The following is a 20,282-nucleotide window of genomic DNA, read 5'->3' on the forward strand; positions in this document are numbered from 1 at the left end:
GTAGAGAACATGTATGCGTAAGTGCTCGAGACGCTAGCTGCTTGCCTATAAATGCAGAGGCGAGTTCCGAGTGATAAAGGTTAGTCGTAAAAAAGCCACGAAACGAAAATAAAACCGTCCCCTGTCGGGTCGCGGGTGAAACCTGCGTGCGGCGGCTCCCGTCAGAGGGCCTTCAGAAATACAGTCTCGAAAAAAAACACCACTGCACAGCCCAAGGGCTACTCATTCGGCCTCAGTCATTCGGTTGAGTCCTGGAGAATCCACGCAAAAAAACAATTTGACATATGTTATTTGTGATCACATATTGAGCCCACAAGCACTTCAAATGTGAGCTTTAACTCATGACAGATCATCCGACCCTCCTGCCCACCATGCGTCAGGTGTCTCGCGATACCCTGCAGGATCAGGTTTACCGGCAGATCCGCGAAGCGTTGATGAGCGGCCGCTTCCAGCCGGGCCAGAAGTTGACCATCCGTGGTCTTGCCGAGGCACTCGGTTCCAGCCCGATGCCGGTGCGCGAAGCACTCAATCGCCTGAGTGCGGAGAACGCCTTCGAAGTCACCGAAACGTCCCGTCTGCGTGTGCGCATGATGACCCCCGACCGACTGCGCGAGATCCGCGATGCCCGGGTTGCGCTCGAAGGCCTGCTGGCCGAGAAAGCAGTCAGCCTGCTCAAGGACTCCGACCTCAAAGACATCACTCACCTGTGCGACCAGATGCAGCAAGCCGCCGACAGCGTCGATGTGGCCCGTTATCTGTGGACCAACTTTGCGTTCCACCGGCGCATCTATGCGGTTGCCAAAGCCGAACTGACCGTCGCGGCGGTGGAGAATTTCTGGCTGCACATGGGCCCCTGCTTTGCGCTTGTAGCACCGGACAAGGCGCATCTTCAGCGCTCGATGGAAGCTCACAACCGTATCGTCGAGGCTCTGGTCGCGCGTGACGGGCCAGCGGCCCGGGCGGCGGTCACCGACGACATCATGCAGGCGGCCGACTCCCTGGCGCGCCTGATCGTCAAGGGCGACCGTAAAAGGTCGCCGGTCTCTGGAGTAAAGAAAGCATGAGCGTTCTCAATCGACTGATTCCCTACACCGGCCTGCGGGTGCTGATCTCTGGCGGCGCCGCCGGGATCGGCGAAGTGCTGGCGGCGGCTTACATGGAAGCAGGCGCCAAAGTGCATGTGTGCGATGTCAGCGAAGCCGCCATCGCGGCGTTTCGCGACCGTTACCCGGACAGTGTCGCCACTCGCGCGGACGTTGCTGATCCGGCGCAGATCGAAGCGGTGTTCAAGGTTCAGCGCGAACAGTTCGGTGGCCTTGATGTGCTGGTCAATAACGCCGGGATCGCCGGCCCGACAGCGGGCATCGACGCGATCACCGATGAGCAATGGCAGAGCACCATCGACATCAACCTCACGGCGCAATACCGCTTTGCTCATCACGCCGTGCCGCTGCTCAAGGCATCACCCAATGCGCATCTGATCCACATCGCGTCGGTGGCCGGACGCCTGGGTTACGCCTGGCGCACACCGTACGCCGCGACCAAATGGGCCATCGTTGGCCTGATGAAATCACTCGCCTCGGAGTTGGGCGAAAGCGACATCCGGGTCAACGCCTTGCTGCCCGGCATCGTTGAAGGTCCGCGCATGGACGCTGTCATCCGCGCCCGCGCCGAACAGATGCAGGTGCCCGAAGCCGAAATGCGCGAGGAGTACCTGAAAAAGATTTCGCTCAAGCGCATGGTCACCGCCGAAGACGTTGCCGCCATGGCGCTGTTCCTGTGTTCCCCCGCCGCACGCAACGTGACCGGCCAGGCTATCAGTGTGGATGGCAACGTCGAGTACCTCTAAGCGTCTCGACCTCCGGCTGCAACATCGAATCAACCACTCACTTTCTCGTCAAGAACAAGAACGGAGAATACTCATGTCCAAAAAACGTCCGGTCATCATTACCTGCGCGGTCACTGGCGCCATCCATACGCCTTCGATGTCGCCACATCTGCCGATCACGCCTCAGGAAATCGCCGACGCGGCGATCGGTGCCGCGCAAGCCGGTGCATCGATTGTCCACCTGCATGCTCGCGATCCGCATGACGGGCGGCCCAGTCAGGACGTCGATCTGTTCCGCCAGTTCCTGCCGCAAATCAAGGCCAAGAGCGACGTGGTGATCAACATCACCACCGGTGGTGCGCCGACCATGGGCGTGGAAGAACGTTTGCAGCCTGTGGCGCAACTCAAGCCGGAGCTGGCGTCGCTGAACATGGGCTCGATGAACTTCGGGCTGTACGAAATGCTCGATCGTTTTACCGAGTTCAAGCACGACTGGGAGCGGCCGTACCTGGCCGAGAGCGACGACCGGATCTTCCGCAACACCTTTCGCGACATCGCCCACATCCTCAACGCCTGTGCCGAGAACCGCACCCGCTTTGAGATTGAATGCTACGACATTGGCCATCTGTACACCGCCGCGCACTTCTTGCAGCGCGGGTTGCTCAAGGCGCCGATTTTCATTCAGTCGGTGTTCGGTCTGCGCGGAGGGATCGGCGGTCACCCTGAAGACCTGGCGCACATGCGCCGTACGGCAGATCGTCTGTTCGGCGACGCTTACCAATGGTCGATACTGGGTGCCGGTCGCAATCAGATTCCGCTGGGCACCATGGGCCTGTCGATGGGCAGTCATGTGCGCGTCGGTCTTGAGGACTCGCTGTGGGACGGGCCGGGCAAACTGGCAGCCTCCAACGCCGATCAGGTCAAGCGCATTCGCACGGTGATCGAAGCCCTGGGCGGACGCGTGGCGACCCCGGATGAGGCCCGGGAAATGCTCGACCTCAAGGGCAAGCACCAGGTCGATTTCTAGTTTTTCGCACCTTTTTTCGCCAGGGCGTCGGCGCTGGTCCGCCGCGTCCTGGACTTGCTCATGAATACTCGAAAAGGTTAGTCCGATGACAATAATAAATAAATCCGACGCACTTTCTTCACCCCGCGATCCGGCGACGCTGAACAAACTGATGTTTGTAAAACTCATGCCGCTGCTGATTGCGGCCTACGTGCTGAGCTTTCTTGACCGGACCAACATCGCGCTGGCCAAGCATCAGCTGGACATCGATCTGGGCATTTCTGCTGCCGCTTACGGGCTGGGCGCCGGGTTGTTTTTCCTGACCTACGCGCTCTCGGAGGTGCCCAGCAACCTGATCATGCACAAGGTCGGCGCGCGGTTCTGGATTGCGCGGATCATGGTCACCTGGGGTTTGATCTCCGCGGCGATGGCTTTTGTTCAAGGCGAGACCTCGTTCTACGTATTGCGCCTGCTGCTGGGTATCGCCGAAGCGGGTCTGTTTCCCGGTGTCATGTTGTACCTGACGTACTGGTTCGGCCGGGAGCAGCGGGCCCGGGCTACCGGCTATTTTCTGTTGGGAGTGTGCTTTGCCAACATCATTGGCGGGCCGCTGGGCGCCGCGCTGATGCAACTGGACGGCGTCTGGGGCTGGCGTGGCTGGCAGTGGATGTTCATGCTTGAAGGTCTGCCTGCGGTGTTCTTCGCCATGGTGGTCTGGAAAAAATTGCCGGACCGTCCGAGCAAGGCACCATGGCTGAGCGCCGCTGAAGCCGAGCAGATCGAACGCAGGTTGGCTGCTGAAGAGGAGGAGGGCGCCGGCCCTGGTGGTCACTCGTTGAAACAATGCCTGACCCCGCAGATCCTGTTGGCGATCCTGGTCTACTTCTGCCACCAGATCACGATCTATACGGTGATCTTTTTCCTGCCCGGCATCATCGGCAAATACGGCGACCTGAGCACTTTGCAGATCGGATTGCTGACGTCCCTGCCTTGGCTGGCGGCAGCGGCCGGCGCTATCGCTCTGCCCCGATTCGCCACGACACCGCAGCGTACTCGACAGATGTTGGTCTTCGGTTTGCTGACAATGGCCGCAGGGCTGGGGATCGCCTCATTGGCGGGACCGGTGATCAGCCTGCTGGGTTTCTGCCTTTCGGCGGTGATGTTCTTCGTCGTGCAGTCGATCATTTTCCTCTACCCGGCTTCGCGGCTTAAAGGCGCGGCGCTTGCAGGTGGCCTGGGTTTCGTCAACTCATGTGGTCTGCTGGGTGGCTTTGTCGGACCCTCGGTGATGGGGTTGATCGAGCAAAGTACCGGCAATGCGATGGATGGCATGAAGATCGTAGCGATTATCCTGGTGCTCGCGGCGATAGCAGCGTTGCGTTTGCGTCAGGGCCATGAACGCAAGGCGGACAAGAAAGAGTTGCAGAGCCGGCGGCAGCGGGGACTGACTTGATACGGGTCGCACTGGCAACCGGAGGGCTGGTTTTCTACACCGGATAATAAATACGCCACTCATTGAGTGGCGTTTTTGTTACTGCTGGTACTTCAATCTGTCACAACGGTGCAATCAGCGTCGAAGACGTATTTTCTGCCAGTTGTCCTGGCTGGTACAGGATCCGGTGTCGCCGCGTATCGAATAGAGGGTTGCCCGGTAAAGCGCAGTCATACGGGAGCAGTGCAATCCACGAAGTTTTTCATAGGCCCATTTCCAACCGTGCTTAGCTGAGCTGCTCATGATTTTCCCTGTCTCGTTACCTGCTCTAACGTGAAGGGTAGCAGCTAAATAATTAATTGGATCCAGTTGATTTCAGGCGTCAAAAAAATGTTGCTGGCACATAAGGGCTTTCTTTTTTCTTGATGATTTGAGGAGTCTTTCGCCGCTCAGCTCGACTCGGCGATGTCATCGTCGATGATCTCGGCCGGCAAATCCTCTTGCCCCGGCAGTTCGGTGATCACGCTGAAGTCGCTGACTTCGACCGCGCCCGAGCCATACCCCAGCAGATGGAAGGAGAAAGCCTTGCGCGACTGCGGATTGGGAAAGCTGAAATCCATCTTCAGCGGCTGGTCGGCGGTGACCAGCATTTCTGTCGGCAGGCCCAATTCCACATCCTGTTCCAGCTCCTTGGTCTTGAGCTGGATGTAGGCGTTCTGTTGCGGATCGACCGAGCGCACGGTCAGACGCACCCGCGTGTGCGAGCCTTTGGGCATCTCAAGGTACTGCGCGCCGATCAGGTTGTCGGCCCAGTCATCCTTGATGTGTGCCTGGAGAGGGATGATGGCCGGGCTACCGAACTGGTAGTGCTGGTTCAGCGGAGTGCGCAACAGTGTTTGATCCAGGGCCGCGGCCCTTGCCGCGATCTGGCGGGCACGCTGGCCCCCGTACTGACCCGTATAGGTCGCCCGTGCAGCGATGAAGCCTTCGCTGGCGTAATACCGGCAGCGTTGTTGAAAGTCGCACTCGGTCAAGGTGCCCTGACCATCGTGATAGCGCAGCTTGCCGTTGGTGAACGACATGATCTCGCGGCCTGTATCGTACTGGCGAAACAGCGAGCGACCGCTCAGGGTTGGAGGGACCGGCAAGGCGAAGTAGTCGAGAATCGAAGTGCTCAGGTCGACATGCCCGTAGACTCCGGTCTTGATTTGCGGGAGCTGCTCTTGCTCGGGTGCCAGTGTCAGGTTGAAGCCCCATGACGAAGCGAGGCGCACGCCGTCGATGCCGTGGGATTCGTCGGACGTGATCACCACCAGGGTGTCCTTGAGGATGCCCTGGCGTTCCAGGCCGCTGAGGAATTGCTCCAGGGCATCGTCCAGGTAACCCACGGCGGCTTGCTTGGCGGTGTCATAACGCTGCAAATAGTCTTCCGGGGCCGAGTAGGGCTGGTGGGTGCCGACGGTCAGCAGCGTCAGCATCCACGGCTTTTTGTTTTTCTCGAGCTGGCCGACGTAGTCCAGTGCGCCTTCGAAGAAGGCCTTGTCATCCTTGCCCCAAGGGAAGTCCAGGTAGGACGCATTGGTGAACCATTCGAGGCCATGGGTCGCGTCGAAACCGATGTGCGGCATGATTTTGTCTTTGGCCATGAAGCGCAGGCCGGCGCCCTGGAGGTAGTGGGTGGAGAAACCGTTCTTGCGCAATTGTGCCGGCAGGCAGGCCTGGTTGCGTTCGCTCTGGGTCAGCATCTCGACGCCCTTGGGCGTGCCATTGTCGAGTTTGTCGTAATCGCCGCAGAGCATCGAGTACAGGCCTCGAATGGTCTGGTGACCGTGCAGCACGTAGTCCGGTGTGTTCATGCCCCGTTGCGCCCACTGGCTGAGATGGGGCATCAGGTTCTCTTGATAACTGCTCTGCAGGGCCTGGCGGTTGACCCCGACATAGGCGCCGGGAATGCCTTCCAGGGCGATGATCAATACGTTGCGTGCACGTCCCGGGGCTGCGAGCAGTTTTTGTCCGGTCAGGTCGAGCTCGGTGAGCCCTGCTATCTGCGGGGCAAGATCGATCTCGTCACTTTCCAGCCAGTCTTGCGCACGCGCTTGAACCTCGCCCACGCCCGCCGCCAGCAACTGATGCGGCAAATTGAACACGCGCCACTGGTCGGCATCGGTGGGTTGCAGGTGTTGTGCCCCCCAGTGGGTGAGCAACAGCAGTAGCGGCACGGACCAGGCATGACGGGGCAAGCCAGGTGCAGGCGTCGAAGCGCCGAGCCAATGGGTGAACAGCCACAGGGTCAGTCCGAGCAGCAGGATGGCGGCTAACCAGGGCTGGGCGAATCCGCCGCCGGTGGAGTTTTCCAGAAACTGCGGATCGATCAGGTAGTGCACGTCCGAGAGGTCGGGCAGCCTGCCGACGGCACTGACCAATTCGGCAGTCGCCACTGTCATCAGGCCCCAGGCCAGCAACACCGGGAGGGCCAGCCACCAGGGGCGACGGTGCAGGAGCACGATGAGCAGACTCGCCATGCACAAGTCCGACAGGTAGCCGTGGGGATTGGACCATCCCAGCGCTGCCCGCAGGCACAGGGGCGTGATCAGAACCAGTCCGATAAGGGCGATGAGAGGTGCGTAGGGTTGCCGTAACCACCGACGGATGATGTTCACAAAAAATATTCCAGACATAAAAGCTTCATACCAGTGTGCTGGATGGTACCAACTGGCGACAAAACTGGCCTGGGTATCAAGGCAAGGAGGTGGGGTTGGGCAGGAGAGTGGCCTGGATAATGTTTGACAGAAAGTGTCAGGGGGCGGACAGCGCTAATTGCAAGCATCGCTGACCGCCTTGGCCGCTCGCCGCAGCGCCTGTTTGACGTCGACCGGTATGCGCTGTTTCATCAGCCGCTGTTCTAGAAATATCTGATCACCCCGAGCGTTGACCTCGGCGTCGATCGCCGCTGCCTGGGCCTCGATGGAGGCAGCATGCGCTTCGATGACCCGGTTGACCTCGGCTTCGTTGGTCGCTGCGCCGAGTGCCTCGATCAGGGCAGCCACTTTGGCTTCCTCATCCTTGGCATATTCTTCTACCGACAATCCGGCGGCCAGCGCACGTGCCTGGATTTCCACGCCTTTGAGCGACTGCTTGGCCTGGTTGCACAGCGCGTCCTGTTTGCGGTTCTCGACGGTGTTCCACTGCATGAGCCCATAGCCCATAGCACCGATAACCGCCACGGTGATGCTGCCCATCATCAGGCTTCGCTTCATGGGTGCACCGTCGAGCGGCGGGGAAGTGAGAGTTCGCTATGCATCGCTTTAACCTGGTTGGGAAGGTGAAAGCGTAGCATCGGAACCGGCTGCTCCCCCGGCTGGCTGTCGGGTATTGGCAAAGCATTTGAAGGGTGTATCAGCGGGCTTACAACCTTGTGCCAGACACCTGTAGCAGATTGTTAACATCGGCCAATGTCGGCGCATGAGCGCCGGGATGACGGCACGACAGGGAGGCGCAGGCCGCGGCAAATTGCAGTCGTTCGCGCACGTCGCTAATGCCGAGCAAGTCCGATGCAAGCCAGCCAGCCATGCACGCATCCCCGGCACCGACAGTATCGGCCACGGTCACCGGGATCGCCGGCTGCTCGTACTGGTTGTCGGGAGTGTGAAGGCGCATTCCGTGTTCGCCTCGGGTAAACAGAATCTCGGCCACCGGGTTAAGGGCGCGAAGCTCATCCAGTGCCTGGTGTTCGCTCAGTCCCGGATAAATGTGCCGGAGGTCTTCGTCGGACAGCTTGATCATGTCGGCCAGGGCGGTCATCGTCGGGAACGTCTGTTCCCGATAATGGTTGTCCATCAAGTTGCGCCAGTTCGGGTCAAAGCTGATCCGTTTGCCGGCGCCTTTGGCCTGCTCGGCGAGTTTGACCAATCGGTCTGCGAGGGGCTGACGCGCCAGGCTGATGCAACTGAAATGACACACGTGAGCCTGCTCGATCCATCCTTGCGGCAGCAGCTGCGGATCAAAAAACAGATCGGCCTCTCCCGCAAAGAAATAGCGGGGAGGGCGGCTTGAGGGCACGATGGCGACCAGCGGATCGCGGTCTACCCGTTGCAGGAATCGCATATCCAGACCGGCCTCTTCCGACTGCCGGGCAATCTCATCGCCCAAGGAGTCGGTGCTGACAGATCCGGCGAAAGCGCTGTCGATGCCCAGGCGACTCAGCGCTCGTGCCACGTTCCAGGGCGCACCGCCCGGATAGCCTTGCCACTGTCCGGGCGTACCCTGGACAAGGTCGGTCAGGGCTTCGCCAAATACGACTGCGCGCGGCAATACCATGGTCATTTCCTCAATTTTTTTCTGGGAGTGATGGCTGCTGACTGATCAGGGTCGATCGCCATGCATCACTCACTCAATGGGTTGTGGTGAAGGGAAGAGCTTGATGAGCGCCGTTGCGATTGAACAGCGTCATTGCCGTCTCGCGCCGATATTCGCTCGGTGTCTGGTCCATTTCGATACGGAAGTGCCGGTTGAAGTTGGAGAGGTTGGCGTAGCCCACCTCAAAGCAGATATCAGCCACCGACATCTCTGTCTGCAACAACAGCCTGCAGGCGCGCTGGACCCTGAGCTTGCGCATGAGGTCGATGAAGCCGTGGCCGGTGATCCGTTTGAAGAAGCGCGAGAAGCCGGGTTCGCTCATTTCCAGGCGTTGAGCGATGACCGACAGCCGCAGGTCGCCGGTCAGTTCGCTCAGCAGATAGTCGAAGGCCTTGTTGATTCGCTCGGAACTGCGGGCGTCCAGCGTCGGCGCATAGCAGGCACTGGCGAGTAGATGCGCATCCTGCGTTGGCGCTTTCAAGAGTGTGTTGATCAATTGCAGGAAGAGGATCAAACGTTCAAGTCCCTGCGCTGGGCCTATGTCTTCGAGCAGTCGCGCGGCCTGTATGGCCGTTGCCCCGGTGAACTCCAGGCCGCGCCGGCCCCGTGCAAACAGGTGCTGCAATTCCCCCAGTTCAGGCAGGGTGCCACGCAAGGCCAGGAGGGCTGCACCATCAAACTGCAGCACCACGTCACGCCCGGCCAGGTATTCGCCGGGCGCCAGGTCGCCTATCCAGTCATGGGGCAGGTCGGGGCCGATCAGCGCGACATGACCCGCGCCAAACGCCCCGATGTAGTCGCCGGCGACCAGCTTGCCACTGCCTTGGCGGATCAGATGGATTTCGAATTCAGGATGATGATTCCAGCGGGCCAGGGCGTAGGGGTAATCGTGTTCGTACCAGCGAAAGCAATGATCGGGCTCAGGCAGGATGACTTCCAGCTCGGCGGGTCGTTGCTCGAACAGAGCGGCTCGGCTATCAGGCATGGCATGCCCCTTTTATTGTTATTTGATCTTCGTGTGCGACCAACATACCCCCTCCCGGCAGCTTCCCGCTAGCGCTGCTATTGCTCACGACTGATACTTTTTTGCTCTCCTGGCTGTCCTGCGGTGTTTGGTTAAAAAAGTATCAGTCGAGCATCCGCTATGCGTTTGTCCGGGGCTTTGCAAGCTGCTGTAATCGAGTCGTCCACCAGTGCCGCCCAGACGTATTTGATCAGCAGTGGTTACAACAAAAATAATAGCTCCCGTCACCCAGGCGCGGAGCGGAGAGCACCATGATGAAAATCCACAATGCGCTTTTCCTGTCCGCTGGCCTGTCCTTCGCCCTCGTCAGCCAGGCCGCCGAAACAGTGACCATCGCCACGGTGAACAATGGCGACATGATCCGGATGCAGCGGCTCTCCAAAATTTTTGAACAGCAGCATCCCGATGTGAAACTCAATTGGGTGGTGCTGGAAGAAAACGTCCTGCGCCAGCGCCTGACCACCGATATCGCCACCCAGGGTGGCCAGTTCGATGTGCTGACCATCGGCACCTATGAAACGCCGCTCTGGGGCGCCAAGCAGTGGCTCGAGCCGATCACGGGACTGGCAGCGGAATACGACCTGGACGATATCTTTCCATCGGTTCGCCAGGGCTTGTCGGTCAACAACACGCTCTACGCGCTGCCATTCTATGGCGAAAGCACCATCACCTATTACCGCACCGATCTGTTCAAGGAAGCCGGGTTGAGCATGCCGGAGCATCCGACCTGGACCCAGCTTGGCGAATTTGCCTCCAGGCTGCACCAGCCTGACCAGGGGCAGTACGGCCTGTGCCTGCGGGGCAAGGCGGGATGGGGTGAGAACATCGCGTTGATGAGCACCATGGCCAATGCCTTTGGCGCCCGTTGGTTCGATGAACAGTGGCAGCCGCAGCTCACCAGCCCGCAGTGGGCCGCAGCGGCGCATTTCTACGTGGATAATCTCAAGAAGTACGGGCCGCCTGGCGTGTCGAGCAATGGCTTCAACGAAACCCTGGCGCTGTTCAACAGCGGCAAGTGCGCGATCTGGGTCGATGCCAGCGTCGCCGGCTCGTTCACCACGGACAAAGAGCAGAGCAAGGTCGTCGACCGCGTGGGCTTCGCTGCTGCACCTGTTGAAGTGACCGACAAGGGTTCGTCATGGCTGTATGCGTGGTCGCTGGCGATACCGGCGACTTCCCGGCACAAAGAGACGGCCAAGGCCTTTATCACGTGGGCCACGTCGAAAGAATACATTCAACTGGTCGCGGAAAAAGACGGCATCGCCCATGTTCCGCCAGGAACTCGGCAGTCCACCTATAGCGAGGCTTACCTGAAGGCCGCGCCTTTCGCGCAGGTGACCTTGCAGATGATGCAACACGCCGATCCTGCGCACCCCTCGAGCCAGCCGGTTCCTTACGTTGGCATCCAGTACGTCACCATCCCCGAGTTCCAGGCGATCGGCACCTCCGTCGGGAAGCTGTTTTCGGCGGCGCTGACCGGGCAGATGTCGGTTGATCAGGCACTGGCCGCTGCACAGACCTCCACCGAACGTGAAATGAAGCGCGCCGGTTACCCGAAGTAACCCCAAACCCCTGCTCTCGCCTTCTGTGGGAGCGAGCTTGCTCGCGATGACGGCCTCACCTTCAACATTGTGGGTGACTGATACACCGCCATCGCGAGCAAGCTCGCTCCCACAGTAGATTTTCATAGGTCTGCATGAATCGGTTTTCTCACCATGACTATTTCAACTGCCAAAGCCCACATCGACATCCCCCAACCCGTGCGTAAAAGCCGCCTGGCCAACCCCGGCTGGTTCCTGGTCAGCCCGTCGGTGGCGTTGTTGCTGCTGTGGATGATCGTGCCGCTGGGCATGACCGTCTACTTTTCGCTGATCCGCTACAACCTGCTGTACCCCGGGGAAAACCAGTTCGTGGGCCTGGAAAACTTCAGCTATTTCCTCAGCGATTCGGGCTTCATGCCCGGCGCCACCAACACCCTGTTGCTGGTCGGCAGTGTGCTGCTGATCAGCGTGGTGTTCGGCGTGCTGATCAGTGCCTTGCTCGAGGCCAGTGAGTTTCTCGGCCGCGGCCTGGTGCGGGTGCTGCTGATCTCGCCGTTCTTCATCATGCCCACCGTCGGTGCGCTGATCTGGAAGAACCTGATTTTCCACCCGGTGTCGGGGATTCTCGCCTACGTCTGGAAACTGTTCGGCGCGCAGCCGGTGGACTGGCTGGCGCATTACCCGCTGCTGTCGATCATCATCATTGTCTCCTGGCAATGGCTGCCGTTCGCGATCCTGATCCTGATGACCGCCATGCAGTCCCTCGACCAGGAACAGAAGGAAGCCGCGCGCCTGGATGGCGCCGGGCCCATCGCGATCTTCTGGCACCTGACCCTGCCGCACCTGGCCCGGCCGATCGCGGTGGTGGTGATGATCGAAACCATCTTCCTGCTCTCGGTATTCGCCGAAATCTTCACCACCACCAACGGCGGCCCCGGCTACGCCTCGACCAACCTCGCCTACCTGATCTACAACCAGGCGCTGGTGCAGTTCGACGTCGGCATGGCGTCCGCCGGCGGCCTGATCGCGGTGCTGATCGCCAACATCGCGGCCATCGTCCTGGTGCGGATGATCGGCAAAAACCTGACCGACAAAGCCTGAGGCCTGCGCCATGACCCTTCAACAATCCCGTCGTCTGCAAAGCCTGCTGCTGGGCACCCTGGCCTGGGCCATCGCGATCCTGATCTTCTTCCCGATCTTCTGGATGGTGCTGACCAGTTTCAAGAGCGAAATCGACGCGTTCGCCACGCCGCCGCAGTTCATCTTCACGCCCACGCTTGAGAACTACCTGCACATCAACGAGCGCAGCGACTACGTAAGCTTCGCCTGGAACTCGGTGGTGATCTCCTTCAGCGCCACCGCCCTGTGCCTGCTGATCGCGGTGCCGGCGGCCTACTCGATGGCGTTCTACGAAACCCAGCGGACCAAGGGCACGCTGCTGTGGATGCTCTCGACCAAGATGCTGCCGCCGGTGGGCGTGCTGATGCCGATCTACCTGCTGGCCAAGAGCTTCGGCCTGCTCGACACGCGCATCGCGCTGATCGTGATCTACACCCTGATCAACCTGCCGATCGTGGTCTGGATGATTTACACCTACTTCAAGGACATCCCCAAGGACATCCTCGAAGCCGCGCGCCTGGACGGCGCCACCCTGTGGCAGGAAATGCTCCGGGTGCTGCTGCCGATCGCCAAGGGCGGCCTGGCGTCCACCGTGCTGCTGTCGTTGATCCTGTGCTGGAACGAAGCCTTCTGGTCGCTGAACCTGACCTCGTCCCAGGCCGCGCCGCTGACCGCGCTGATCGCCTCGTACTCCAGCCCCGAAGGCTTGTTCTGGGCCAAGTTGTCGGCGGTCTCGACCCTGGCCTGCGCGCCAATCCTGATCTTCGGCTGGATCAGCCAGAAACAACTGGTGCGCGGCCTGTCGTTTGGCGCGGTGAAATGAATCCCCGGCCCACTGCCCAGATTGCCGACCCAGCGCGCGCCCTTATCCGGATCGCCGACCCAACGCGATCCCCTGTGGGAGCGAGCCTGCTCGCGATGGACGTGAACGATAACGCGTGCGGCCAGGAAAAACGCGGCGCCTGGAGATTTTTCGCGAGCAAGCTCGCTCCTACAAAAAAGCCCACCGGGCTCAATTGAATAACAACAATCGGAGGCCCACCATCATGGCCAACCTGAAAATCAAGAACCTGCAAAAAGGCTTCGAAGGCTTCTCCATCATCAAGGGCATCGACCTGGAAGTGCGGGACAAGGAATTCGTGGTCTTCGTCGGCCCCTCGGGCTGCGGCAAATCCACCCTGCTGCGGCTGATCGCCGGCCTGGAAGAGGTCAGCGGCGGCAGCATCGAACTCGACGGCCGCGACATCACCGAAGTCAGCCCGGCCAAGCGCGACCTGGCGATGGTGTTCCAGACCTACGCCCTGTACCCGCACATGAGCGTGCGCAAGAACATGTCCTTCGCCCTCGACCTGGCTGGCGTGGCCAAAGCCGAAGTCGAGAAAAAGGTCAACGACGCCGCGCGCATCCTCGAACTCGGCCCGATGCTCGAGCGCAAACCCAAGCAACTCTCCGGCGGCCAGCGCCAGCGCGTGGCCATCGGCCGGGCGATCGTGCGCAACCCGAAAATATTCCTCTTCGACGAACCGCTGTCCAACCTCGACGCCGCCCTGCGGGTGCAGATGCGCCTGGAACTGTTGCGCCTGCACAAGGAACTGCAAGCCACCATGATCTACGTCACCCACGACCAGGTCGAAGCCATGACCATGGCCGACAAGGTGGTGGTGCTCAATGGCGGCAAGGTCGAACAGGTCGGCTCGCCGCTGGACCTGTATCACCAGCCGGCCAACCTGTTTGTCGCCGGCTTCCTCGGCACGCCGAAGATGGGTTTCCTCAAGGGTAAAGTCACCCGCGTCGAACGCCAGAGCTGCGAAGTGCTGCTCGACGCCGGCACCCGCATCAGCCTGCCATTGAGCGGCGCCACCCTCAGCGTGGGCGGCGCCGTCACCCTGGGCATCCGCCCGGAACACCTCAACCTCGCGCAACCCGGCGACTGCACGTTGCAGGTCACCGCCGACGTCAGCGAGCGCCTGGGCAGCGACACCTTCTGCCACGTGATCACCGCCTCCGGCGAAGCCCTGACCCTGCGCGTACGCGGCGACCTGGCCAGCCGTTACGGCGAAACCCTGAGCCTGCATCTGGACGCCGCACACTGCCATTTATTCGATGCCGAGGGCGTGGCGTTGACCCGTCCGCTGGCGCGTCTCGCCGCCTGACTTTGTCACCACGCCAATGCCCCTGAACCGGGCGAACCGATATTCAAGCAAACGGATGAACAATCAATGAAACGACTGGAAGGCAAGAGTGCACTGGTAACCGGATCGGCCCGCGGCATAGGACGATCCTTCGCCCAGGCCTACATCAATGAAGGGGCAACGGTAGCCATCGCCGACATCAACCTCGAGCGGGCCCAGGCCACGGCCGCCGAGCTGGGCCCAAACGCCTACGCCGTGGAAATGGACGTGACCGACCAGGCGTCTATCGATAACGCCATTGCCGCCGTCATCGAGCAGACAGGCAAGCTGGATATCCTGATCAACAACGCCGCGCTGTTCGACCTTGCGCCCATTGTCGACATCACCCGCGACAGCTTCGAACGTCTGTTTTCGATCAACGTCGCCGGAACCCTGTTCACCCTGCAGGCCGCGGCGCGCCAGATGATCCGCCAGGGACATGGCGGCAAGATCATCAACATGGCCAGTCAGGCGGGGCGCAGGGGAGAGGCGCTGGTGGGGGTTTATTGCGCAACCAAGGCCGCCGTTATCAGCCTGACGCAATCAGCGGGCCTGGGTCTGATCAAGCACGGGATCAACGTGAATGCCATCGCCCCCGGCGTGGTGGACGGCGAGCATTGGGATGGCGTCGATGCCATGTTCGCCAAATTCGAGAACCGGCCGTTGGGTGAAAAGAAAAAGCTCGTGGGGCAGGAAGTGCCTTTTGGAAGAATGGGCACGGCTGAAGACCTGACGGGAATGGCTATTTTCCTCGCATCGTCCGAGAGTGAGTATGTGGTGGCCCAAACGTATAACGTCGACGGCGGCAACTGGATGAGTTGAGAATGCAGGAGCGAGCTTGCTCGCGAAAAACCCGAGAACGCCGCGGGGAGTCAGGCTTGTCGCGTTATCGTTGACGACCTTCGCGAGCAGGCTCGCTCCCACAAGGGGATCAGCGCTGTTCTGCAGATTTCTTGCCACTGTAGGAGCGAGCTTGCTCGCGAAAAACCCGAGGACGCCGCGGGGAGTCAGGCTTGTCGCGTTATCGTTGATGACCTTCGCGAGCAGGCTCGCTCCCACATTGGATTTTTGGTGTGAACACCGCCAAACCCTGTGGGAGCGAGCCTGCTCGCGAAGAGGGACTGTCAGTTGATATTGATGTTGCCTGGCACACCGCCGCAGCTCAGGTTATCGACCGAAACGTCAAACAAGGCGAAGCAGGACCCGAAACCTGAGCATGTCGAGCACTGACCGAAACGTCACTGTGATGGGCCAGCTCGGCGAGCGGGATATGGCAGCGAATGAAACCACCCTGGGTCATCTGCGGCGCAGGGCGACGCTCTGCACACAAACTACCAATCTGCCGCGGACAACGACCCGCCAGCGGGCAACCAGTACTGGCGATGGATGGCGCGCCTGGCATCGCTGGCGGTTTTGGTACGTAGTCATCCTTGCGCAGACCAGGGGCCGCCAGCAGGAGCATTTCGGTATAGGGATGCAGGGGCGAATTGAAGAGCGCATCGGTATCGACCATCTGCATCAATTCGCCGCGATAGAGCACCGCCACCCGGTCGGCCAATTGCCGCACGACTGCCAGGTCATGCGAGATGAACAGCATGGCGACCGAATGCTGCTCCTTGAGCGCCAGGAGCAATTCGACGATTTTCGTCTGCACCGAGACATCCAGCGCCGAGAGGATTTCATCGCAGATCAGCAGCTTGGGGCTGACCAGCAGGGCGCGTGCAATGGCAACCCTTTGGCGCTCGCCGCCGGATAACTGTTCCGGGTAACGATTGAGGTAACCGGCATGCAGACCGACACTTTCCAAAACGGTTTCAAGGGTTGCGGGGGTCGATTCGATCCGAAAATGCTGCAGCGGTCGCTGAAGAATGGCCCGCACACTGCGGCGCGGATTGAGTGAGGCATCCGGGTTCTGGAAGATGTATTGAATCTGGCGCAGTTGCTGGACCGACCTGGCGGCGAGCGTAGGCTCCAACAAATGCCCGTCAACGCTGATGGTGCCCGATTTTGGCGCCAGTCTACCGCTGATGGCGCGGGCGATCGTCGACTTGCCGCTGCCCGATTCACCCACTAACGCCACGATCTCACCGGCGCGCAATTCGAGATCGATATCGCGGGCAATGGGCACCGTTCGTTTGCCCAACAACTCTGTGAACCATCCGGACTGCGCGTAGGACAGGGAGAGATTGTTTACCAACAACAAAGGTTCCGACTCGCGTTTTGGTCGCAGGTCGATAGCCGCTGACGGTGGTGAGTTTTGGGTGTCTGCAATCTCGGACCAGCGCATGCAGGCCACGGATTGCGCGGCAGCCACGGGCACCAGGACTTGCGGGGTCGAACGACAGTTTGCTGTCGCGAAGTCGCAGCGGGGCTCGAATTTGCAGCCCTCGGCCATTTGATCCCGCCGCAGCATGCCGCGCAGACCGCGTCCAGCTGCATGACCGTGCAGAACCGAGGGGATCGAAGCGATCAGCCCGCGCGAATAGGGATGGGCAGGGTGCGCCAACAACTGCTCGCAGGGCGCCACCTCTACCAACTGGCCGGCATACATGACGCCAATGCGGTCGGCGATTTGCGCCAGCAGGGCCAGGTCATGGGTGACGTAGAGCATCGCCATGCCGATGCGGCTCCTCAGGTCCGACAACAACCGGATGATCTGGCGTTGGGTGGTGACGTCCAGTCCCGTGGTCGGTTCGTCAAGCACCAGCAGCTCCGGATTACAGGACACTGCCATGGCAATCGTCACGCGTTGCTGCTGCCCGCCGGACAACTCATGGGGATAGCGCCGACTGACATCGGGCAGCCCGACCAGGGCAAACAGCTCTATGATGCGCTGCTCCATGGAGATCCCGTCGGGCAGTGCGTGGTGCGTCAGGATCATCTCGCGAATCTGCTGCCCGACACGCATACCAGGGCTTAACGCCGTCGTCGGATTCTGCGGGACCAGCGCGATGCGATTGCCGCGCAGGTCTGCGAGCGATCTGGCGTCAAGTTGCAGCAGGTCGGTGCCTTCAAATAACACCTGTCCGCTCTGCACGCGGCTGTTGGCGGCGCCATAGCCGAGCAACCGATAGGCCACAGTGGATTTGCCGCAGCCCGATTCCCCGACCAGACCGAAGGTCTCGCCTCGGGCGATTTCAAGGCAAACCCCTTCCACGACATCGGTCCAACCGGTTTGTCCGCCGTAGGCGATGCCGAGGTTTCGAATCTCGATCAGTTTGGTCATGGTGGCAATACCTTTATTGTTATTCATGCGCCCACCACTGACCGTTGGCCGAGCATTCTCGACAGGCCATCGGTAAAGAGGTTGAGGCCGACCACCAGGGACGCGAAGCCCAGGCCTGGGCCGAACACCGTCACCGGTGAGGCGATCAGCAGGCCACGGTTCTCGCTGATCATCAGGCCCCATTCGGGGGTCGGCGGCCGGATGCCGAAACCGAGGAACCCGAGCGCCCCGATCAGGATCGGCGCATAGCTGATACGCAGCGAGAATTCGACCAGCAACACGTTGGCGGTGTTGGGCAGAATTTCCCGGCGGACGATGGACCAGGTACTCTCACCGCGCAGCTGAGCCACCGCAACATACTCACGAGTGGCGATTTCCATCGCGGCCGCCCGGGCAATTCGGGCAATACGCGGCGTGTACACCAGCCCGATCACCAGCACGATCAGTGCCGGCTCTCCGGCCAGGGCAGGCCCTGCAGCAATGATCGTCACCAGCGCCAGGGCGAGAAACGGGATACTGATCATGGCTTCGACCAGACGCTGCACGATCTCGTCGAACAGGCCGCCGAGATAGCCCGACACCAGTCCGAGGACAGTGCCGGCGACCATCCCCAGCGTGGTGCCTGCCAGGGCCAGCAGCAACACGATGTGCGCGCCGTGCATGAAGCGGCTGAGGACGTCGCGGCCGATCTGATCGACACCCATTGGATGCAGCCAGGACATACCGGAAAGCGGGATGCCGGTGCCCATTTGCGCAAACCCGAATGGGGTCCAGAACACCCCGATCAGGGCGAACAGCACGTGCGCTGCGAGGATGATCGAGCCGACCTTGAACGAGCCAGGCATCGCCAGCCAGCGTCCGGGCCAGGAGGAGAGGGTGGGCGTGCGTAATCCGGACATAACGTTGGTCAGGCTCATCGGCTGGTCCTCAGGCGCGGTTGAAGTAACACGGCGCAGATGTCGGCCACCAGATTGGCGGCGATGTAGACAGCGGCACTGATCATCACGGTGGCCTTGATCAACGGCAGATCACGCAACTGCAAGGCATCGATCAGCAGCGTGCCGAATCCGGGGTAGGAAAATACCCGCTCGACGATGACCACACCGCCAATCAGGAAGCCCAGGTTGAGTGCCGTGATATTGAGCGCCGGCACAATGGCATTGGGCATGGCATGCCGCCAAAGCACGGCATAAGGCCGCAAGCCTTTCAGTTCGGCGAGGCGCACATAATCCGAGCGCAGTACCTCGATCAAACTGTCGCGCAGCACCCGGATCGCATACACCGCCATGATGATGGCCAGGGTCACCGCCGGCAGGATCATCGCGCGCAGATTGTCCAGCCAGCTGCTGGCGTCTGAAACCGTCGCCAGCGCAGGCAGGATCGGCATGGCCACGGCGAATATGAACAGCAGTATCGTCGCCAGCAGAAAGTCGGGAAGCGACAGCAACACCAGCGTGACCACCGAAATAACGTGGTCGACCTTGCTGCCGCGATGCGTGGCCTGGATCACAGCCGGCACGATTGCCAACACCAGGTACATGGCAAACGCCAGCAGCGACAGCAGCAGCGTATTGATGATGCGCGGGCCGAGTACATCGGCAATCGGTCGGCCGGTCGCAATCGACACCCCGAGATTGCCGTGCAGCAAATCGCCCAGCCAGTGCAGGTACCGGCTGAACGCGGGGTCGCCGAGATGCAGTTGTTCGCGAAGCACTTCCAGTGCTTTGGCGGTGGCGTCACGTCCGAGGATACGGGTTGCCACATCGCCGGGCAGGGCTTCGAGAATCAGAAAGATCAGTAACGAGACGAGCAGCAGCGTGACGGCGGATAGCGCGACCCTGCTGATGACCAGCCGAAAAATGCTCATTTCGGGTCAGCCCCCTGAGTAATCGAGGTTGAGTCCGATGCCATCTTGTCGGGGACAAAGGCCGCATCGGTTTCGAGATCGCCTTGCCAGACGTACAAGAGCACCAGAGGGCTGTCTCCCGCAAGCGTGGCATGGGGAATCCAAGAAGGATGATGGATGATTTCGCCGGCCTTGCGTGATGACCACGCGTCGTCGCCCGTTCGCCAGGACGACGGGCCCGTGACGGTGTAATAGACTTCGTCGGCCGGATGGCTATGCAATGGATAGTGCGTCGCCGGGCCAAGCAGCATCAGCCCGAAGGAGATGTGCCCATCCTTCATCAGTGCCGGCGGTCCGCTATCGGGTCCGCAGATCACGCCGTAGCCGTAGTTATTGCCGAAGTCTGCGCTGGGAGGGGCGGCCAGGTAGGTATCGCTGCGAGTCAGGTGGATCGCGGGCATGAGATCCGCGAGCGCCCTGGCCAGATCGCAATCAGCGGTATAAGTCTGTAGCTCGGCTTCACAGCGTGTCTGCACCGGCACTCTCGCGGCAGGCACGTCCTGGATGGTCGACAGGCCCGAGTGCAAAATGCGCAGGCGTTTGGCATGCGACTGTGCAACGGGCTGATCGTCGCGATCCAGCGCGTCGGCAAAACATTGGAGAAATCTGGACAGATAAGGGAGTGTCATGCGCACAGCCTCCTCCCCGGAGCCGGCGGGCTCCGCGGAATGGA

Annotated in this window: 17 protein-coding genes; 9 read left to right on the forward strand and 8 right to left on the reverse strand. The window is 60.7% G+C overall.

What is annotated here, in order from left to right; genetic code table 11:
* The first annotated feature begins 341 nt into the window (after positions 1–341).
* The 4 genes from ACA041_RS11435 to ACA041_RS11450 all read left to right on the forward strand — a co-directional run bounded on the left by ACA041_RS11435 (position 342) and on the right by ACA041_RS11450 (position 4,287).
* Positions 342–1,064, forward strand: a complete 723-nt coding sequence (locus tag ACA041_RS11435) for a GntR family transcriptional regulator (RefSeq protein WP_497441183.1) — start codon at positions 342–344, stop codon at positions 1,062–1,064.
* On the forward strand, positions 1,061–1,849 hold the full coding sequence (locus ACA041_RS11440) for an SDR family oxidoreductase (protein WP_497441184.1): 789 nt from the start codon (positions 1,061–1,063) through the stop codon (positions 1,847–1,849). The genes ACA041_RS11435 and ACA041_RS11440 overlap by 4 nt, the downstream gene beginning before the upstream one ends.
* 73 nt (positions 1,850–1,922) lie before the next feature.
* The gene (kce, locus tag ACA041_RS11445; RefSeq protein WP_497441185.1) at positions 1,923–2,855 is read left to right on the forward strand and encodes a 3,5-dioxohexanoate:acetyl-CoA acetone transferase; all 933 of its coding nucleotides are present in this window, start codon (positions 1,923–1,925) and stop codon (positions 2,853–2,855) included.
* A gap of 85 nt (positions 2,856–2,940) precedes the next feature.
* Entirely contained in the window at positions 2,941–4,287 is a 1,347-nt protein-coding gene (locus tag ACA041_RS11450) for an MFS transporter (RefSeq protein WP_497441186.1), read from the forward strand.
* A 428-nt stretch (positions 4,288–4,715) separates the two neighbouring features.
* Here the strand turns inward: ACA041_RS11450 and ACA041_RS11455 are convergent, their stop codons facing one another.
* The 4 genes from ACA041_RS11455 to ACA041_RS11470 all read right to left on the reverse strand — a co-directional run bounded on the left by ACA041_RS11455 (position 4,716) and on the right by ACA041_RS11470 (position 9,607).
* Complete coding sequence (locus ACA041_RS11455) at positions 4,716–6,944, reverse strand: LTA synthase family protein (RefSeq protein WP_497441187.1); 2,229 nt, start codon at positions 6,942–6,944, stop codon at positions 4,716–4,718.
* Between the two features lie 135 nt (positions 6,945–7,079).
* Complete coding sequence (locus ACA041_RS11460) at positions 7,080–7,523, reverse strand: hypothetical protein (protein ID WP_497441188.1); 444 nt, start codon at positions 7,521–7,523, stop codon at positions 7,080–7,082.
* Between the two features lie 148 nt (positions 7,524–7,671).
* A complete protein-coding gene (locus ACA041_RS11465; RefSeq protein WP_497441189.1) occupies positions 7,672–8,583 on the reverse strand; it encodes a carbohydrate kinase family protein in 912 nt (303 codons plus the stop codon).
* A gap of 73 nt (positions 8,584–8,656) precedes the next feature.
* Complete coding sequence (locus ACA041_RS11470) at positions 8,657–9,607, reverse strand: AraC family transcriptional regulator (protein ID WP_497441190.1); 951 nt, start codon at positions 9,605–9,607, stop codon at positions 8,657–8,659.
* A 293-nt stretch (positions 9,608–9,900) separates the two neighbouring features.
* On the opposite strand from ACA041_RS11470, the gene ACA041_RS11475 reads away from it, so the two are divergent.
* The 5 genes from ACA041_RS11475 to ACA041_RS11495 all read left to right on the forward strand — a co-directional run bounded on the left by ACA041_RS11475 (position 9,901) and on the right by ACA041_RS11495 (position 15,299).
* On the forward strand, positions 9,901–11,208 hold the full coding sequence (locus tag ACA041_RS11475; RefSeq protein ID WP_497442054.1) for an ABC transporter substrate-binding protein: 1,308 nt from the start codon (positions 9,901–9,903) through the stop codon (positions 11,206–11,208).
* A 153-nt stretch (positions 11,209–11,361) separates the two neighbouring features.
* On the forward strand, positions 11,362–12,288 hold the full coding sequence (locus tag ACA041_RS11480) for a carbohydrate ABC transporter permease (RefSeq protein WP_497441191.1): 927 nt from the start codon (positions 11,362–11,364) through the stop codon (positions 12,286–12,288).
* Positions 12,289–12,298: 10 nt separating this feature from the next.
* Positions 12,299–13,129 (forward strand): carbohydrate ABC transporter permease, encoded by an 831-nt coding sequence (locus ACA041_RS11485; protein ID WP_497441192.1) that lies wholly within the window; start codon positions 12,299–12,301, stop codon positions 13,127–13,129.
* A 223-nt stretch (positions 13,130–13,352) separates the two neighbouring features.
* On the forward strand, positions 13,353–14,459 hold the full coding sequence (locus tag ACA041_RS11490) for an ABC transporter ATP-binding protein (protein WP_497441193.1): 1,107 nt from the start codon (positions 13,353–13,355) through the stop codon (positions 14,457–14,459).
* A 66-nt stretch (positions 14,460–14,525) separates the two neighbouring features.
* Positions 14,526–15,299 carry an L-iditol 2-dehydrogenase gene (locus ACA041_RS11495; protein WP_497441194.1) on the forward strand — a complete coding sequence of 258 codons (774 nt, stop codon included), beginning with the start codon at positions 14,526–14,528 and terminating at the stop codon, positions 15,297–15,299.
* Positions 15,300–15,639: 340 nt separating this feature from the next.
* Here the strand turns inward: ACA041_RS11495 and ACA041_RS11500 are convergent, their stop codons facing one another.
* Genes ACA041_RS11500 through ACA041_RS11515 form a run of 4 tightly spaced genes read right to left on the reverse strand, consistent with a single transcriptional unit; the run spans position 15,640 to position 20,238 of the window.
* Positions 15,640–17,730: a dipeptide ABC transporter ATP-binding protein gene (locus ACA041_RS11500; RefSeq protein WP_497441195.1), complete on the reverse strand. Its 2,091-nt coding sequence runs from the start codon at positions 17,728–17,730 to the stop codon at positions 15,640–15,642.
* Complete coding sequence (locus ACA041_RS11505; RefSeq protein WP_497441196.1) at positions 17,727–18,620, reverse strand: ABC transporter permease; 894 nt, start codon at positions 18,618–18,620, stop codon at positions 17,727–17,729. Before ACA041_RS11505 ends, ACA041_RS11500 begins: the two co-directional genes overlap by 4 nt.
* The gene (locus tag ACA041_RS11510) at positions 18,617–19,570 is read right to left on the reverse strand and encodes an ABC transporter permease (RefSeq protein ID WP_497441197.1); all 954 of its coding nucleotides are present in this window, start codon (positions 19,568–19,570) and stop codon (positions 18,617–18,619) included. The genes ACA041_RS11505 and ACA041_RS11510 overlap by 4 nt, the downstream gene beginning before the upstream one ends.
* Positions 19,567–20,238, reverse strand: coding sequence for a dimethylsulfonioproprionate lyase family protein (locus tag ACA041_RS11515; RefSeq protein WP_497441198.1), 672 nt, complete (start codon positions 20,236–20,238; stop codon positions 19,567–19,569). The genes ACA041_RS11510 and ACA041_RS11515 overlap by 4 nt, the downstream gene beginning before the upstream one ends.
* Between the last annotated feature and the right edge of the window lie 44 nt (positions 20,239–20,282).

The organism is Pseudomonas sp. LBUM1676, from assembly GCF_059695605.1.

Bases quoted from the DNA above. Each gene is read 5' to 3' on its own strand.
- ACA041_RS11450 (WP_497441186.1), top strand. From the start codon at position 2,941: ATGACAATAATAAATAAATCCGACGCACTTTCTTCACCCCGCGATCCG.
- ACA041_RS11460 (WP_497441188.1), bottom strand. From the start codon at position 7,523: ATGAAGCGAAGCCTGATGATGGGCAGCATCACCGTGGCGGTTATCGGT.
- ACA041_RS11490 (WP_497441193.1), top strand. From the start codon at position 13,353: ATGGCCAACCTGAAAATCAAGAACCTGCAAAAAGGCTTCGAAGGCTTC.
- ACA041_RS11475 (WP_497442054.1), top strand. From the start codon at position 9,901: ATGAAAATCCACAATGCGCTTTTCCTGTCCGCTGGCCTGTCCTTCGCC.
- ACA041_RS11470 (WP_497441190.1), bottom strand. From the start codon at position 9,607: ATGCCTGATAGCCGAGCCGCTCTGTTCGAGCAACGACCCGCCGAGCTG.
- ACA041_RS11515 (WP_497441198.1), bottom strand. From the start codon at position 20,238: ATGACACTCCCTTATCTGTCCAGATTTCTCCAATGTTTTGCCGACGCG.
- ACA041_RS11435 (WP_497441183.1), top strand. From the start codon at position 342: ATGACAGATCATCCGACCCTCCTGCCCACCATGCGTCAGGTGTCTCGC.
- ACA041_RS11455 (WP_497441187.1), bottom strand. From the start codon at position 6,944: ATGTCTGGAATATTTTTTGTGAACATCATCCGTCGGTGGTTACGGCAA.
- kce (WP_497441185.1), top strand. From the start codon at position 1,923: ATGTCCAAAAAACGTCCGGTCATCATTACCTGCGCGGTCACTGGCGCC.
- ACA041_RS11465 (WP_497441189.1), bottom strand. From the start codon at position 8,583: ATGGTATTGCCGCGCGCAGTCGTATTTGGCGAAGCCCTGACCGACCTT.
- ACA041_RS11495 (WP_497441194.1), top strand. From the start codon at position 14,526: ATGAAACGACTGGAAGGCAAGAGTGCACTGGTAACCGGATCGGCCCGC.
- ACA041_RS11505 (WP_497441196.1), bottom strand. From the start codon at position 18,620: ATGAGCCTGACCAACGTTATGTCCGGATTACGCACGCCCACCCTCTCC.
- ACA041_RS11480 (WP_497441191.1), top strand. From the start codon at position 11,362: ATGACTATTTCAACTGCCAAAGCCCACATCGACATCCCCCAACCCGTG.
- ACA041_RS11500 (WP_497441195.1), bottom strand. From the start codon at position 17,730: ATGAATAACAATAAAGGTATTGCCACCATGACCAAACTGATCGAGATT.
- ACA041_RS11440 (WP_497441184.1), top strand. From the start codon at position 1,061: ATGAGCGTTCTCAATCGACTGATTCCCTACACCGGCCTGCGGGTGCTG.
- ACA041_RS11485 (WP_497441192.1), top strand. From the start codon at position 12,299: ATGACCCTTCAACAATCCCGTCGTCTGCAAAGCCTGCTGCTGGGCACC.
- ACA041_RS11510 (WP_497441197.1), bottom strand. From the start codon at position 19,570: ATGAGCATTTTTCGGCTGGTCATCAGCAGGGTCGCGCTATCCGCCGTC.